Source organism: Nonomuraea sp. SBT364 (genome assembly GCF_001083785.1).
GTDB lineage: Bacteria > Actinomycetota > Actinomycetes > Streptosporangiales > Streptosporangiaceae > Nonomuraea.
The window spans coordinates 1-14,244 of the sequence record NZ_LAVL01000006.1 but is presented as its reverse complement, the minus strand read 5'-3'; the positions used below and the strand labels follow the sequence as shown (position 1 = coordinate 14,244).

Genomic DNA, 14,244 nt, shown 5'->3' with positions numbered 1-14,244 from the left:
CGTGAAGACGTCCACCGCCCCGCGGCCGACCACCAGCGCCTTCCGCGTCATCCGGCGCCGCCGCAACACCCGTGCGCTGGTGGTGACCTGCTCGCTGACGCTGGCCGTCGGCGCGCTGTTCGTGCTCACCATGATGGTGGGCAGCTTCCAGCTCACCGCGGGCGAGGTCATCGCCTCGGTGCTGCACCTGCGCGAGGACCCCAGCGTCGACTTCGTCGTCCAGGGGCTGCGGCTGCCCACCGCGGCGTCCGCGCTGGCCGTCGGCCTCGCGCTCGGCGCCGCCGGGACGATCTTCCAGCAGTTGCTGCGCAACCCTCTCGCGTCCCCGGACTTCGTCGGCATCAACTCCGGCGCCGGGCTCGCCGCCATCACCGGGATCGTGCTCCTGCAGGCCGGCGGGCTGGCCGTGAGCGGGCTCGCGCTCGCCGGGGCCGTCGTCGCCGCCCTGCTGATGTACGTGCTCGCCTGGCGCGACGGGGTGGCCGGATACCGGTTCATCCTCATCGGCATCGGCGCCACGCTCTTCTTCGACGGGCTGATCGGCTACATGCTGACCCGGGCGCAACTGTCCGACGCCCGGCAGGCGATGCACTGGCTGACCGGCTCCGTGGGGCAGGCCGACGCCGCCGAACTGCGGCTCCTGCTCGGCGCCGTGGTCGTCCTGCTGCCCGTCGCGCTCGTCCTGCAGAGGCAGCTACGGGCGCTCGAACTCGGCGACGACGCCGCCCGGGCGCTGGGCATCCGCACCGAGCTCAGCCGCGCCGGCCTCCTCGCCACGGCGGTGGTGCTGACGGCCCTGGCCGTCGCCGTGGCCGGGCCCATCGTCTTCGTCGCGCTCATCGCCGGGCCGATCGCCAACCGGCTGCTCGGCCCCGCCACGGGCGGGATCGTCCCCGCCGCGCTGGTCGGCGCCGCGCTGCTGCTCGTCGCCGACCTCGTCGCCGTCCACCTGCTGCCCACGCCGCTGCCCACCGGCGTCGTGACCGGCGCGGTCGGTGCGCCCTACCTGCTGTGGCTGCTGGCCACCACCAACCGGCAAGGAGCGGGTGGATGACCCGACTGCACGCCGAGGGTGTGACCCTCGGATACGACGACCGGCCGATCGTGACCGGCCTCGACGTCCAGATCCCCGACGGCCGGGTCACGGCCATCGTGGGCGCCAACGCGTGCGGCAAGTCCACGCTGCTGCGCGGCCTGGCCAGGCTGCTCAGGCCGCGTGACGGCGCCGTCTACCTCGACGGCAAGGCGATGACCGGGCTGAGCACCCACGAGGTGGCCAAGACGCTCGGGCTGCTGCCGCAGACGCCGCTCGCGCCCGACGGCATCACCGTCGCCGACCTGGTCGCCCGCGGCCGCTACCCGCACCAGGGCTGGTTCCGCCGCTGGACCGGGGACGACGACGACGCGGTAACCCGCGCCCTCGACGCCACCGGCACCTCCGACCTGGTCAACCGCCCGATCCGGCAGCTCTCCGGCGGCCAGCGGCAGCGCGTCTGGGTGGCGATGGCGCTCGCCCAGGACACCGACCTGCTGCTCCTCGACGAGCCCACCACCTACCTGGACATCAACCACCAGGTGGAGCTGCTGCGGCTGCTGCGGAAGCTGAACGCGGAGTCCGGCAAGACCATCGTGGTCGTCCTGCACGACCTCAACCTCGCCTGCCGCTTCTGCGACCACGTCATCGCGATGGCGGACGGCGCCATCGTCGCCGAGGGCGCCCCCACCGCGGTGATCACCGCCGAGCTGGTGGAGAAGGTCTTCGGCCTCGCCTGCGTCGTGGTGCCCGACCCGGTCGCCGGCACGCCGATGGTGGTGCCGTCCTGACCGCCCCGGCGGCCTCCCTGCCCACGGCCACCCCGTCCCCGGCCACCCTGCGCACGGCGACCGGCGGGGAGGCCACCCGCTGGGTCGCCGCGCACTGCCGCCGGGCGCCGTGGCTGACGGCCGCCACCGCGCTCACCACGGTGGCCGGGGCGGCGCTCGCCGTGCTGCCGGTGCTCCTGCTCGGCCAGGTGGTCGACGGGGTGATCGAGGGCGAGCCGCAGTCGATCCTGGTCACGATCGGCGTGCTCATGGTGGCCGCCGCGCTGCTCGGCGCCGCGGCCACCGCGGCCTCGACGTACCTGATCGGGCGGCTGGGCGCGGACCTGCTCGCCACGCTGCGGGAGGCCGCCGTCCGGGCGGTGCTGGGGATGCCGAGCGCGCGGATCGAGCAGGTCGGCAGAGGGGACGTGCTCTCCAGGGTCGGCGACGACGTGGCCGTGCTGTCCAAGGGCATCCGCACGGCCGTCCCCACGGTGTTCTCGGCGGGGGTGCTGGTCGTCATCGCCACGGCCGGCATGTTCGGGCTGGACTGGCGGCTCGGCCTCGCGGGCGCCGGCGCGCTGCCCGCGTACGCGCTGGCCCTGCGCTGGTACCTGCCCCGCTCCGCCCCGCTCTACCGGCGGCAGCGCGCCGCCCAGGCGGACCGCGCGCAGGCGCTGATCAGCGGTCTGAACGGGATCGACACGGTACGGGCCTACCGCCTGGAGGGGGCCTTCCGCGAGGAGGTCACCCGTGAGTCGTGGCGGGTGCGCGATCTGGGCATCGAGGTGTTCCGGTTCTTCGGCAGGTTCGTCGGCAGGGAGAACCGCGCCGAGTTCATCGGCCTGACGCTGATCATCGTGGTCGGCTACGCCCTGCTGGAGGCCGACGCCGCCACGCTGGGCGAGGTGTCGGCGGCCCCGCTGCTGTTCCACCGGCTGTTCAACCCGCTGGGCGCCATCATGTTCACCTTCGACGAGGCGCAGAAGTCCGGCGCGAGCCTGACGCGGCTGGTCGGGGTGCTGGGCGAGGCCGCCGAGGATCGGCTGGTGGGCAGCGCCGCCCCCGTGCCGGCCGGCGTCACGCCCTACCCGGTGACGATCGAGGGGCTGACGTTCGGCTATCCCGGGACGGATGAGCCGGTGCTGCGGGACATCGACCTGGCGATCCCGGCCGGCGGCTCGCTCGCGCTGGTGGGCGCGACGGGCGCGGGCAAGACCACCCTGGCCGCGCTGGTCGCGGGCATCGGCGCACCGCAGGCCGGATCGGTGCGCGTCGGCCCGGCCGACCTCGCGGACCTGGACGAGGCCGGGGCCCGCGCCCTGGTGAGCATCCTGACGCAGGAGACGCACGTGTTCTCCGGCCCGCTTGCCGACGACCTGCGGCTGGCCGCGCCGGAGGCGACCGACGCCGAGCTGATGGACGCGCTGCGCACGGTCGGCGCCGACGGCTGGGCCGAGGCGCTGCCCGACGGGCTGGACACCAAGATCGGCGAGGGCGGGGAACGCCTGGACGTCACCAAGGTCGCCCGGCTCGCGCTGGCCCGGCTGGTGCTGGCCCGCTCACCGGTGGTGGTGCTGGACGAGTCGACCGCCGAGGCGGGCAGCGAGGGCGCCGCCGAGCTGGAACGAGCCGTGCAGGCCGCGTGCCGGGGCCGCACCACGCTGCTCGTCGCGCACCGGCTGACGCAGGCGATGGCCGCGGACCGGATCGCGGTGCTGGACGCGGGACGCGTCGTGGAGCAGGGAACCCACGAGGAACTGGTGGCCCTGGGCGGCCGGTACGCGCGCCTGTGGCGAGCCTGGCGCGAGGGAAGTTAGGAGCGAGCGCATGTCCCTCACGGGTTCCGGCATTCTCCGGACCGCGCTGCGGCGCAACCTCGGCGCCATGACCTGGGGCACCGTCCTCATGGGCATGTACCAGGCGGGCGAGACCGCCTTCCCCATCGCGCTCGGCCTCATCGTCGAGCACACCATGCGGGACCGGAACCCCGGCTCGCTCGCCCTGTCGATCGCCGCGCTGCTCGTGATCATCACCACCGTGTCGCTGTCGTGGCGCTTCGGGATGCGCATCCTGCAGAAGGCCAACACGACCGAGGCGCACCGCTGGCGGGTGGACGTCGCCGCCTGCGGGCTCCAGCCGGTGGCCAGGGACGTCGACCTCAAGTCCGGCGAGGTGCTGACCATCGCCACCGAGGACGCCGACCAGACCGCCGACATCATCGAGGTGGTGCCGCTGCTGATCAGCTCACTGGTCGCGGTGCTCGTCACGGCGGTGGCGCTGGGCCTGGCCAGCGTCTGGCTCGGCCTGCTGGTGATCGTGGGGACCGTCGCGATCCTGACGATCCTGAGCGTGATGTCCAGGCGGATCGGCGAGGGGACCCGCGAACAGCAGGCACGCGTGGCGCGGGCGGGCGCGAAGGTCGCCGACCTGATCTCCGGCCTGCGCCCGCTGCACGGCTTCGGCGGCAACGCGGCGGCGTTCCTGTCCTACCGGCAGGTCAGCACCGAGGCGAAGCACCAGTCGATCACCGTCGCCCGGGCGAACGGCGCCTACGCCGGCGCCGCGCAGGGCCTCAACGCGATCCTCGCCGCGATCGTGACCCTGGCGGCCGGCTGGCTCGCGTTCCGGGGCCAGATCGGCATCGGGCAGCTCGTCATGGCCGTGGGGCTGGCGCAGTTCATCATCGAACCGCTCAAGCTGTTCTCGGAGATGCCGAAATACGTGATGGTCGCGCGCGCGTCGGCCGAGCGGATGGCCCTCGTCCTGGCCGCGCCGCCGGTGATGACCCCGGGACGGGACCGCCCGGCCCCAGGCGGGGACCTGGAGGTCGACTGTGTCCGGTACGGGGCCCTGCGCAAGGTGAAGTTCCGGGTGCCGGCCGGCGAGTTCGTCGCGATCGCCGCCTACCAGCCGCGCGCCGCCGCCGACCTGGCCTCGGTCCTGGCCGTACGCGTCCCGCCCGGCGCGTACGAGGGCGTGGTGCGGATCGGCGGGCGGGAGACGGCGGACCTGGCGATCGAGGCGGTCCGCGAGCACCTGCTGGTGAACCCTTACGACGGGGAGATCTTCGCGGGCACCCTGCGCACGAACATCGACCCGTCGGGGACCAGCCGTATGGTCCCCGAGGCCGTCGCGGCGTCGATGCTGACCGACGTGGTCGCACTTCACCGCGAAGGGCTCGACCACGGCGTCCGCGACCGTGGCGCGAACCTGTCCGGCGGGCAGCGCCAGCGGCTGTCCCTGGCCCGCGCCCTCGCCGCCGACACCGACGTCCTGGTCCTGCACGACCCGACGACGGCGGTGGACGCGGTCACCGAGCAGCTCATCGCCCGTGGCATCGCCGACCTGCGCCGGGGCCGCACCACCGTGGTGATCACCAGCAGCCCGGCCTTCCTGGACGCCGCCGACCGGGTGCTCGTCCTGGACGACGGCGTCATCACCGCCGAGGACACGCACCGGAACCTGCTCACCACCGACGAGCACTACCGCCTGGCCGTGGCCCGCTGACGGCCTACCAGAACCTCACTTCGGGGTAGTCGCCCGACGGCTTGTCCAGCAGCGGCTGACGCTTGCCCTTGAGGTGCAGGTCCAGGAAGGCGGTGACGTACGTGCGAGTGATCTTGAGGGCGCGCTCGCCGTCGATCGGGAACTCCGGCAGGCCGAGCTGCGGCAGCGTCACCGCGTAGTCGACGAAGCTCATGTGCTCGGCGCCGGTCACGGTCAGCCAGCGCTTCCAGTCGCTCTTCACGTGCGGCCAGAACGCGTCCCACGAGCCGTCCTTGCCCCCGGCCTCCGGCTGGTGCCTGGGGTTGCCGATCATCATGAAGGGCTTGTCCAGCGGTTCGGCCGGGATCTGCGGGTTGTAGGTGCCGTCGAGGTTGACCGCGGCCCTGACCCGGCGGGAGGCGGGCAGCAGCTGCGCGGCGCTCTGGCCGCCGACCGAGTGCCCCACCATCGCGATCCGCTTCTCGTCGATCAGCGGGTTCCAGCGCTTGCTGCGCTCCAGCTGCTTCAGGACGAACTCGGTGTCGGCGGCCCGTACGCGAGCCACCTTCTCTCCCGTCTGCGGCGTCTGACCGGCCTTCCCGGCCTCGAAGGTGGTGGTCCGGCCGTCGGGGAAGGTGGTCGCGATCGACTCGTAGGTGTGCTCGATCCCCGCCACCACGTAGCCGCGGCTGGCGAACTCCTCGGCCAGCGAGGTCATCGTCGCGCGGGGCATCGTCATGCCGGGGGACAGGACCACCAGCGGCCGGCCGCCCTTCCGCTTCGACGCGGGAGCGCCGGCGCGGGCGTGCGTCCTGGTCCTGGCGAGCGTGTCCGGCGGTACGTCGGCCAGCCGCGGCTCGCTTCTGATGAGCAGCTCCGATTCCTTCGGCGTGAGGTACGGCGCGGGCTTGCCGCCGCCCTTGCGCGCCGGGTACCAGAGCGAGACCATCAGCTCCCGCGCCTTCACGGTGGGCACCCAGGGGTCGGGACGGCTGGTGTCGATCAGGTGGAGGTCCTGCTTGCCGACAGGGTGTTCGCCGGTCGGCGCCGGCAGGGCGGTCACGGGCACGGCGGTCACGGGGACGGCGGCCTGGGCCGGGAGGGCGGTCAGAGTGGTCAGTGATGCGGAGAGCGCGAGCGCGCTCGCGGCCACGGTCTTCTTCATGTGCTCCACCGTGCCGTGCGATCACGCCGGACCGTCACCGGCGAAGGTCGCGGCGCATCCGCGACTTTCGTAGGGGTGCCGGGGCTTCCCGTGTCGGTTTTCGAAGTCGTCTGCACGGATGTCCGAAGTCCTGTGCACGACGGCTTGCGGGAAGGCACACTGCACAACTAACGCCAAGCTGCAGGAGTGCTCTCCGCCCTGCACATGGGGCAGCGCATGGCGACTGGAACGTCCCTCCGCGCCGGGGCGGGAGAGCCAGTGTCCCCAGTGATCGGCAACGTGACGAGTCAGCTACAAGTCACGTGTAAGTCAGCACGTCTAGACATACATATGTAAGCTAAAACGCCGAATTGTCGCGAGGACGGCATTCCGTTCCTCATCGCCGCGAACGAGCCGGATCATCTCGATACACTGCCGACTCCGTTGAAACGTGGGGAGACGCTTCGCATGGCGCTGGAGATCAGATTCCTCGGCCCGTGGCAGGTCCTGGCCGCCGGCGAACCGGTCCGGTTCGCCGGGCAACGACGGATCGGCGTGCTGGCCAGACTCGCCCTGAACGCCGGGCAGACCGTACACGCCGAGCGGATCCTCACCGACATCTGGGCAGACAGCATCACGGCGACCGCGGCCAAACAACTCCACATCGTGATCTCCAAACTCCGCGAAACCCTCGGACCGCACACCACCGAAGAGATCATCCAGACCACGCAGGGCGGTTACCGGCTCGCGCTCGAACCCGACCACATCGACGCCCACCTGTTCACCCGCCTGGCCAAACGCGCCCGCACCGCCCAGGCGCAAGGAGGCAGGGCCGCCGCGGACGCCCTGTTCCGCACAGCCCTGGAGCTGTGGCGAGGCGAACCCCTGGCCGGGCTGACCGGTGCCTGGGCACGCATCGAAGCCACCCGTTTGGAAGAGGAACACCGCACCGTCCTGGAAGACCACGCCGATCTCCGCCTCGCCGCCGGCGACCACCACGCGCTGGCCACCGACCTGGCCGCGCACGTGCGGGCCCACCCTCTGCGCGAACGCCCCGCTGCCCAGCTCATGCTCGCCCTGCACCGCGCCGGCCGCCCGTCCGAGGCGCTGGCCGTCTACCAGAACACCCGCAAGATCATGGTCTCCGAGCTCGGCATCGAACCCGGCGCCGAAGTACGCCGCCTGCACCAGGCCGTCCTGGTCAATGACCCCGTCCTCGACCTGACCACGCCGGCCCAGCAGGTCACGGTCAGTGGGCCTTACATCCCGGCCGAGCTGCCCGCCGACACCCACACCTTCACCGCCCGCGTCGCCGAGATCGGCCGCCTGCGCACCGCACTCGGCCCCACCGGCAGGCCCGCCGTCACCGTGATCGACGGACCCGGCGGCATCGGCAAATCCGCCCTGGCCGTCCACGTCGCCCACGCCCTGGCCGCCCGGTTCACCGACGGCGTCATCTACCTCAACCTGCACGGATCCACCCCCGGCCTCGCCCCGCTGGCTCCAGCCCGGGCCTTGCGCCACCTGCTGCGCTCCCTGGGCCTGGACGGTGCCGCCGTTCCCACCGACCCGGGCGAGGCCGCCGCCCGCTACCGCTCCTTGACCGCGACCTGCAACCTGCTGCTCATCTTGGACAACGCCCGCGACGTCCACCAGGTCCGCCCGCTCATCCCGGCCGGCCCCGGCTGCCGGGTCCTGATCACCAGCCGGGACCCGCTGGCCACCCTGGACAACGCTACCCACCTCCACCTGGGCACCCTGGATGCCGCCGACGCCGCCGCGCTGCTGTACCGCCTGGCTGGACCCGACCGGGCCCGCGCCGAACCCCAGGCGATCGAACAGGTCGTGCACCTGTGCGGCGGCTTCCCTCTCGCCCTGCGCATCGTCGGCGCCCGCCTGGCCGCCCGCCCCGACTGGACCCTGTCCGACCTGGCCAAACGCCTGGCCGACGCCACCCGCCGCCTGGATGTGCTGGAGTACGCCGACCTGGCCGTACGCGCCAGCATCTCCGTCAGCCACCACCACCTCCGAGAAGAACCCGCCGGCCACGACGCCGCCCACCTGCTGCCCTTGCTCGGGCTGCTCGACCTGCCCAGTCGCACCCCCGCCGCCACCGCCGCCCTGACCGGCTGGCCCCGCCACCGCGCCGAGGCCGCCCTGGAACGCCTTCAAGACGCCCGCCTCCTCGAACCCGCCGGACCCGACCGCTACCAGTTCCACGACCTGGCCGGCCTCTACGCCCGCGAACGCGCACACCAGGACCTGCCGGAGCAGGAACGCACCGCCGCCGTACGGCGCGCGCTCCACCACTACCTGACCACCGCCTGGATGGCGACCACCCTGTTCCACAACGACCCCGTAGTGCGATGCCCCGTTGAGCTACCCGACAACACCTTCAAGGACCCGGCCGAGGCGGGACGATGGGCCCAGGACGAGCGGGACAACTTGCTCGCCGCCGCCCAGCAGGCGCTGGCCGGCCCCGACCCGGAGACCGCCATCGGCCTGGCCATCGGCCTCCACTGGCCTTCCTACTACCAGGGCTGGCACACCCAACTGGCCGACATCTACGCGCGCGCCATCGAGGTGGCCGACCGCATCGGCGCATGGGAGGACAAGGCCCAGCTCCGCAGCTTCCTCGGCTGGGTCTACCGGGACCAGGGTCGTCACGACGCCGGGATCGCGCAGTTGAAGACGGCTCTCACCGACTGGGACCGCGCTGGCCTGCCCAGCCGCAAGGCCGGGGCGTTCAACAACCTCGGCGTCATCCACACACTCGTGGGCCGTCTCGACGAGGCACTCGGCTACTTCGAGTCCGCGTTGAAGCTCAACAACGACGCCGGACGCCCTGGGGCCGCGGCCGCGGTCCGCAACAACCGGATGCACGTCTACTACCGTCAGGGGCGCTTCGACGAAGCGATCGCGGAAGCCCGCCGATTGGTGGAGCTGTGGCAGAAGATGGACCCGCGCGCCGGTGCGGGCTCAGCATACGAATCGCTGGGCGACGCCTGCCGCCACGCCGGCCGCCTGACCGAGGCAATGGAAAGCTACACCACAGCCGTGCGACTGCTCCACGAATCGGGATACCGCCTGAAGGAAGCCGTGTGCCGCTGGAGGCTCGGCACCACGCTGCACGACCTCGGACGGAACGGCGAAGCGCGGAAACAGTGGGCGGAGTCCGTCCGCCTCCTGCGCGAGGCCCGGATACTCACGTCCGGGGAGGCGAGCGAGATCCTCGCCCCGGCCGTGCCGGAAACACCCCAGCCGATCAAGAACATGCTCTGACCGGCAAGGACGTCGCCTAACAGCCGGTCACCCCCAACGCCTACGCCGGTGCGAGATCGGCGGGTGCGAGCGCCGGAACTTCTCCACGATCATTGACTAGCCGTTGTTGGACGGCCCGATCACCAGCAGGTTCGGCATCCGCTGCTTGGCCGGCCAGTCCAGCAGCGTGTGCAACTGCTCCAGTGCCTGGGTGGCGCGGGTGTAGCCGATCCACCGATCCGCCCGGACCCGGGCCAGCCGCTCGGCGGCAGGCAACCGGGCTATCGGCTGGGCGCTTTCATGCAGGTGCGACAGATCCTCCACCCGCCCTGGCTCCAACTTGATCTCGAACTCCGGCGCTATGTCCGGCGTGACGTCCGGCTCGTGGCTCACCACTGCTCGATCACCTCGAACGGCCGCACCGGCTCCCCGTCCGCGCACCCCTCGACCGGCGGTGGAGGTGGCGGCGCAGCTGCTCGCGGCGCGGGCGTCGCCAAGCGGCGCTCGACCTCCCGGCATGGTCGATCAGGAACGCCGTCTCGCTGGTCACCGTCGCGGGGCGGCCGTCGGCCGCGATACCTTCGGTCCACCGCCCGGCCGGGGTCTGGCCCAGCGTGCTGTGTACCTGGCCGTGGTAGGCGGCCGCCGCCAGGGCCAGCCACCGGTTCAGCTCGGCGACGGTCAGCACCGCGCTGGCCTGGCTGTCGTAGCTGCCGCGCTCGGCCGGGTTGGAGAAGGTGGTGCCGGGCAGTTCGTGCACCATTGGGCCGGTACGTCAGCGTGATGCCGTGCTGAGCGCAGCCCCGGCGCAGCGCCTCACTGTGGAACTCGGTGGCGTTGTCCACGTGGATCTCGTGCGGTTTGCCGCTCATCGGCCAGGCCACCGCCTGCAGGCCGAGCCGTTCCAGCCACGGCCGCTTGTCGCACACCGTGTGCGCCAGGCACAGCCCGGCCGACAACGCCGAGGGCGCCTCCAGCGTGACCAACAAGCCGACCACGCACCGGCTGGCCACGTCGATCGCCGCGGTGACGTACGGGCGGCCGATCGGCAGCCGATGCTGCTCATCGACCACCTCCAGGTCGACCGACGTGTGGTCGATCTGCACCTGCTGCAGCAGGCCCTCGATGCTCGGCGGATCGCCACCCGCCGACCGCAGGCGGCGTGCCCCGTCGGCGCCCTTTCGTGCCGTGGCGGCCGCCGCCGGATCCAGCGCCTCAATCCGCCGCTCCAGCGTTTTACGCGCCGGCACCGGCAGCCCACCGGTCCGGCACCGGCGTACGACCTCCCGGTAGACCGCCGCCACCGTGCGCCGCTGCCGGTTCAGATACCGCGCTTCGATGACCTCTCGCAGGATCGCCTCGACCGCCGCCGGCAACCGGCCTTGCCCCCGCCCGCCGCTGGAGCGCCGGGGCAGCAGGTCCGACACGACGCCCTCACCCGCGCGCCACCGGCCCAGCAGCACGTACACCTGACGCTGAGAGATCCCCAGCGCGCCCGCCGCCGCGTCCGCGGCCGCCTATCCCACCCGCGGCTCGGCGGCCAACCGGCCGATTACCTCCGCCTGGCGTACCGCCACGTCCCACGCCTCGTCCGAGGCGGTCAGCACGCCCCGCTCAATGATCTGCGCCCGCCCGCCATCCATGCCCGGACCTCACCGTCGCGCACGCGAGTAGGGGAACATCTGCACCGTAGCGCAGAGAACTACGGACAAGCCGGTGCTTGATAGTCCTCTGCACAGACGCCCGAAGGCCCAGGACAGCCCTGCACACAACTTGGGAAAGTGACATCCCGGTTGACTCCGGGCCCCTGATCACGGACGTTGCTTCTGTGGTCTCATCTTCGCCCAGGGTCCCCGGCCGCAGGGCGGTCGTCCTCATCGCGCTCGGCGCCGTCGTGCTCCTCCTGGCGGGCCTGCCGGCCGTCTACTGGCTGATCCCCCGGAGTCCGGCCAAGCTGACCGCCGTTCCGCAGGGGGCGCTGCCCCAGCAGACCCGGATCTGGGTGATCCTCTGCGGGGCGGGCAGTCCGCAGGAGACCTGCGCCGGCGACTTCGGAGCGGACGGCGTCAAGATCGCGGTCGAGGAGGTGCTCAAGGAGCAGACCTATGTCACGTCGGTCAGGTTCGTCTCCAGCGAGGACGCCTTCCGCTGGAGCAGGCTGGCCAAGCTGCCCGAGGAGATGGCGACCGGTGAGCACGACGGCCCGCAGTGGTTCGAGGTCACCCTGAAGGACTCCGCAACGGCCGATGCGGTGGCGAAGGTCATGGACGACTTCCCCGGCGTCGCCGCCACCACCAAGTTCCCCGTCGACTTCTGGGCGGGTAAGGCGGAGATCAACGTCATGCTCTGCCCGCGCAAGCAGTCGGCCACCCTGCCCGCCGCCTCGTGCACGGGCAGGGGAGCGGCGACGGTGGACGAGAAGCGGGCCATCGGCGAGCTCCTCGGCGCCCTGCCCCAGGTTCAGCGCTTCTACTTCGTCAATCACGCCAGGGCGACACTCGAGGACGACAACCAGAGCACGGTCTTCTCCGCCGGACGGACCCACCCGGACGAGATCGAGGAATCGTTCAAGATCAAGCTGGCCGCGGCGCGGCCCTCGGATGATCTGATCAGGAAACTCAAGGCCATGCCCGGAGTGGCGACGCTCGGGCCGATCTTCCCCTGATTCGGCAAACGCTTGCAGGATGACGCACAAATGGCGGACCGATTCCCGTGATGTCGCCGCCCACAACCTGGGTAAATGCAAAGAAACTGCACAGTCGACGCATTGACGGCTCCGACAAACGGTTGCATAAAGAAGGGAACCGCCAGATCGGAGGCCTGGATCATGCAAAGCAGGACTGCGGGCAGAACCGGCTCGGTGATCGGCGCGTGCGCCGCGGCCGTCGCCATCGCGACGGTCGCGGCGTCGGTGCTGCTGGGAGCGCCGGGCGCCGCCGCGGCGACGCTGTTCGGCGACGACTTCGAGGACGGCGACGCCGCCGGCTGGTCGAAGTCCGGGGGCAGCTGGTCGGTCGTGACCGACGGCTCGCGCGCCTACCGCCAGTCCGGCACCAGCGCCGACGCCCGCGCCGTGGCCGGAGCCGCGTGGACGGGCCAGTCCGTGCAGGCGCGGGTGAAGCCGGTCGCCTTCAACGGCCCAGGCCGCCACGTCGCGGTGCTGGCCAGGGCGCAGAACACCAGCAGCTACTACTACCTGGGACTCGGCGACGCCGGCACGGTCGTGCTCGGCAAGCGCTCCGGCGGCTCGCCCGCGACGCTGGACTCCGCCGCGGCCGCGGTCGGCACCGGCACCTGGTACACGCTGCGCCTGGAGGTCTTCGGCACGACCCTGCGCGGGTTCGTCGACGGTGTGGAGGTCGTCTCGGCCACCGACTCCGCCTTCGCCTCCGGCCGGGCCGGGCTCGCCACCCACTACGCGAGCGCCGTGTTCGACGACGTGCTGGTCAGCGACGTGGGCGGCCCCACGGACCCGCCCACCGGCCCGACCGACCCGCCGACCACGCCCCCGCCCGGCACCTGCGCGTCGCCGGGCTCGCCCACCGGGTTCGCCTCGGTGAACGCCTGGGGGCAGAACGGCACCACCGGAGGCGCCGGCGGACCGGTCGTCGAGGCCGACACCGCCGCCGAACTGCTCTCCGCGATCGGTCAGAGCGGCCCGCTGACCGTCTGCGTACGCGGCATGATCACCGTCCCGGCCGGGATGCACAACGTGACCTCGGACAAGACGATCCTGGGCGTCGGCTCCACGGCCGGCATCAGCGGCGGCGGCCTCAACATCGGCCTGCCCGCCGACGACGCGATCACCTCCCCGCCCGCGGACGCGGTGCACAACGTCATCATCCGCAACCTGCTGTTCAGGAACGCCTCCGACGACTCGGTCAACGTGCAGATGTTCTCCCACCACGTCTGGATCGACCACAACGACTTCGCCGACGGCTACGACGGCCTGCTCGACATCAAGCGCGGCTCCTCGTACGTGACCGTCTCGTGGAACCACACGCACGACCACACCAAGAACATGCTGCTCGGCCACGACGACGACAACGACGCCCAGGACGCCGGCCGGCTGAAGGTCACCTACCACCACAACTGGTTCGACCGGACGCCGCAGCGCAACCCCCGGGTGCGGTTCGGGGAGCCGGTGCACGTGTTCAACAACTACTACGTCTACAACACCGACACCGGGGTGGCCTGCCAGGCCGACGCCGGGTGCCTGGTCGAGGGCAACTACTTCGAGCGCGTCGAGGAGCCGGTGACCAACTCGTACGCGGGCCCCGGCGGCCGGTGCGTCGCGCGGAACAACGTCTTCGTCGACTCCGGAGTCCCCGACTGCGGCGGGACCGTCCAGGAGGCGTCCGCCTACTACGCCTACACGCTGGACGACCCGAACACCGTCAAGGCCACCGTCACAGCCGGCGCCGGCGTCGGCAGGATCTGAGGAGCGCACCGTGCCCGCTCTCCCGCGCAGACCGCTGCGCCTGATCGCCGCCGCCCTGCTGACCATGGCCCTGTCCCCGGCCGCGGCCGCGCCGCCGGTGGTGCCG

The 14,244-nt window shown here is 71.9% G+C and carries 12 protein-coding genes and 1 pseudogene; 9 read left to right on the top strand and 4 right to left on the bottom strand.

The window, feature by feature from the left end; translation table 11 throughout:
- Position 1: 1 nt before the first annotated feature.
- From ADY59_RS04850 to ADY59_RS04835, 4 genes are read left to right on the top strand one after another with little or no spacing between them, the layout of a single operon-like run.
- The gene (locus tag ADY59_RS04850) at positions 2-1,054 is read left to right on the top strand and encodes a FecCD family ABC transporter permease (protein WP_197093439.1); all 1,053 of its coding nucleotides are present in this window, start codon (positions 2-4) and stop codon (positions 1,052-1,054) included.
- On the top strand, positions 1,051-1,824 hold the full coding sequence (locus ADY59_RS04845; protein WP_049558178.1) for an ABC transporter ATP-binding protein: 774 nt from the start codon (positions 1,051-1,053) through the stop codon (positions 1,822-1,824). Before ADY59_RS04850 ends, ADY59_RS04845 begins: the two co-directional genes overlap by 4 nt.
- Entirely contained in the window at positions 1,821-3,623 is a 1,803-nt protein-coding gene (locus tag ADY59_RS04840; protein WP_049558177.1) for an ABC transporter ATP-binding protein, read from the top strand. Before ADY59_RS04845 ends, ADY59_RS04840 begins: the two co-directional genes overlap by 4 nt.
- 10 nt (positions 3,624-3,633) lie before the next feature.
- Positions 3,634-5,313 (top strand): ABC transporter ATP-binding protein, encoded by a 1,680-nt coding sequence (locus tag ADY59_RS04835; protein ID WP_049558175.1) that lies wholly within the window; start codon positions 3,634-3,636, stop codon positions 5,311-5,313.
- Positions 5,314-5,317: 4 nt separating this feature from the next.
- Here ADY59_RS04835 and ADY59_RS04830 read toward each other — a convergent pair whose 3' ends face one another.
- Positions 5,318-6,457 (bottom strand): alpha/beta hydrolase family protein, encoded by a 1,140-nt coding sequence (locus ADY59_RS04830; protein WP_049558172.1) that lies wholly within the window; start codon positions 6,455-6,457, stop codon positions 5,318-5,320.
- A gap of 447 nt (positions 6,458-6,904) precedes the next feature.
- Between ADY59_RS04830 and ADY59_RS04825 the strand changes: the two genes are divergently transcribed.
- Entirely contained in the window at positions 6,905-9,718 is a 2,814-nt protein-coding gene (locus tag ADY59_RS04825) for an AfsR/SARP family transcriptional regulator (RefSeq protein ID WP_049558169.1), read from the top strand.
- Positions 9,719-9,814: 96 nt separating this feature from the next.
- On the opposite strand, the gene ADY59_RS04820 is transcribed toward ADY59_RS04825, so the two are convergent.
- Both ADY59_RS04820 and ADY59_RS52310 read right to left on the bottom strand, forming a co-directional pair.
- Positions 9,815-10,090 (bottom strand): TniB family NTP-binding protein, encoded by a 276-nt coding sequence (locus ADY59_RS04820; RefSeq protein ID WP_197093438.1) that lies wholly within the window; start codon positions 10,088-10,090, stop codon positions 9,815-9,817.
- A gap of 10 nt (positions 10,091-10,100) precedes the next feature.
- Positions 10,101-10,457 carry a hypothetical protein gene (locus ADY59_RS52310; protein ID WP_231618548.1) on the bottom strand — a complete coding sequence of 119 codons (357 nt, stop codon included), beginning with the start codon at positions 10,455-10,457 and terminating at the stop codon, positions 10,101-10,103.
- A gap of 158 nt (positions 10,458-10,615) precedes the next feature.
- Between ADY59_RS52310 and ADY59_RS52305 the strand changes: the two genes are divergently transcribed.
- Positions 10,616-10,990, top strand: coding sequence for a hypothetical protein (locus ADY59_RS52305; protein ID WP_231618547.1), 375 nt, complete (start codon positions 10,616-10,618; stop codon positions 10,988-10,990).
- Here ADY59_RS52305 and ADY59_RS53880 read toward each other — a convergent pair.
- Positions 10,909-11,073, bottom strand: a pseudogene (locus ADY59_RS53880) (DNA-binding domain-containing protein); the annotation flags it as partial. The gene ADY59_RS52305 and the pseudogene ADY59_RS53880 overlap by 82 nt on opposite strands.
- Between ADY59_RS53880 and ADY59_RS53220 the strand changes: the two are divergent.
- The 3 genes from ADY59_RS53220 (at position 11,036) to ADY59_RS04805 (ending at position 14,138) form a co-directional block, all read left to right on the top strand.
- Complete coding sequence (locus ADY59_RS53220) at positions 11,036-11,170, top strand: hypothetical protein (RefSeq protein ID WP_269433550.1); 135 nt, start codon at positions 11,036-11,038, stop codon at positions 11,168-11,170. The pseudogene ADY59_RS53880 and the gene ADY59_RS53220 sit on opposite strands and share 38 nt — an antisense overlap.
- A 355-nt stretch (positions 11,171-11,525) precedes the next feature.
- Positions 11,526-12,362 carry a permease-like cell division protein FtsX gene (locus ADY59_RS04810; protein ID WP_049558164.1) on the top strand — a complete coding sequence of 279 codons (837 nt, stop codon included), beginning with the start codon at positions 11,526-11,528 and terminating at the stop codon, positions 12,360-12,362.
- Positions 12,363-12,524: 162 nt separating this feature from the next.
- Positions 12,525-14,138, top strand: coding sequence for a pectate lyase family protein (locus ADY59_RS04805; RefSeq protein WP_049558163.1), 1,614 nt, complete (start codon positions 12,525-12,527; stop codon positions 14,136-14,138).
- Positions 14,139-14,244: the final 106 nt, after the last annotated feature.

Coding starts and splice junctions, on each gene's coding strand:
- ADY59_RS04825 (WP_049558169.1), top strand. CDS start 6,905: ATGGCGCTGGAGATCAGATTCCTCGGCCCGTGGCAGGTCCTGGCCGCC.
- ADY59_RS04805 (WP_049558163.1), top strand. CDS start 12,525: ATGCAAAGCAGGACTGCGGGCAGAACCGGCTCGGTGATCGGCGCGTGC.
- ADY59_RS04845 (WP_049558178.1), top strand. CDS start 1,051: ATGACCCGACTGCACGCCGAGGGTGTGACCCTCGGATACGACGACCGG.
- ADY59_RS04835 (WP_049558175.1), top strand. CDS start 3,634: ATGTCCCTCACGGGTTCCGGCATTCTCCGGACCGCGCTGCGGCGCAAC.
- ADY59_RS53220 (WP_269433550.1), top strand. CDS start 11,036: ATGACCTCTCGCAGGATCGCCTCGACCGCCGCCGGCAACCGGCCTTGC.
- ADY59_RS04830 (WP_049558172.1), bottom strand. CDS start 6,457: ATGAAGAAGACCGTGGCCGCGAGCGCGCTCGCGCTCTCCGCATCACTG.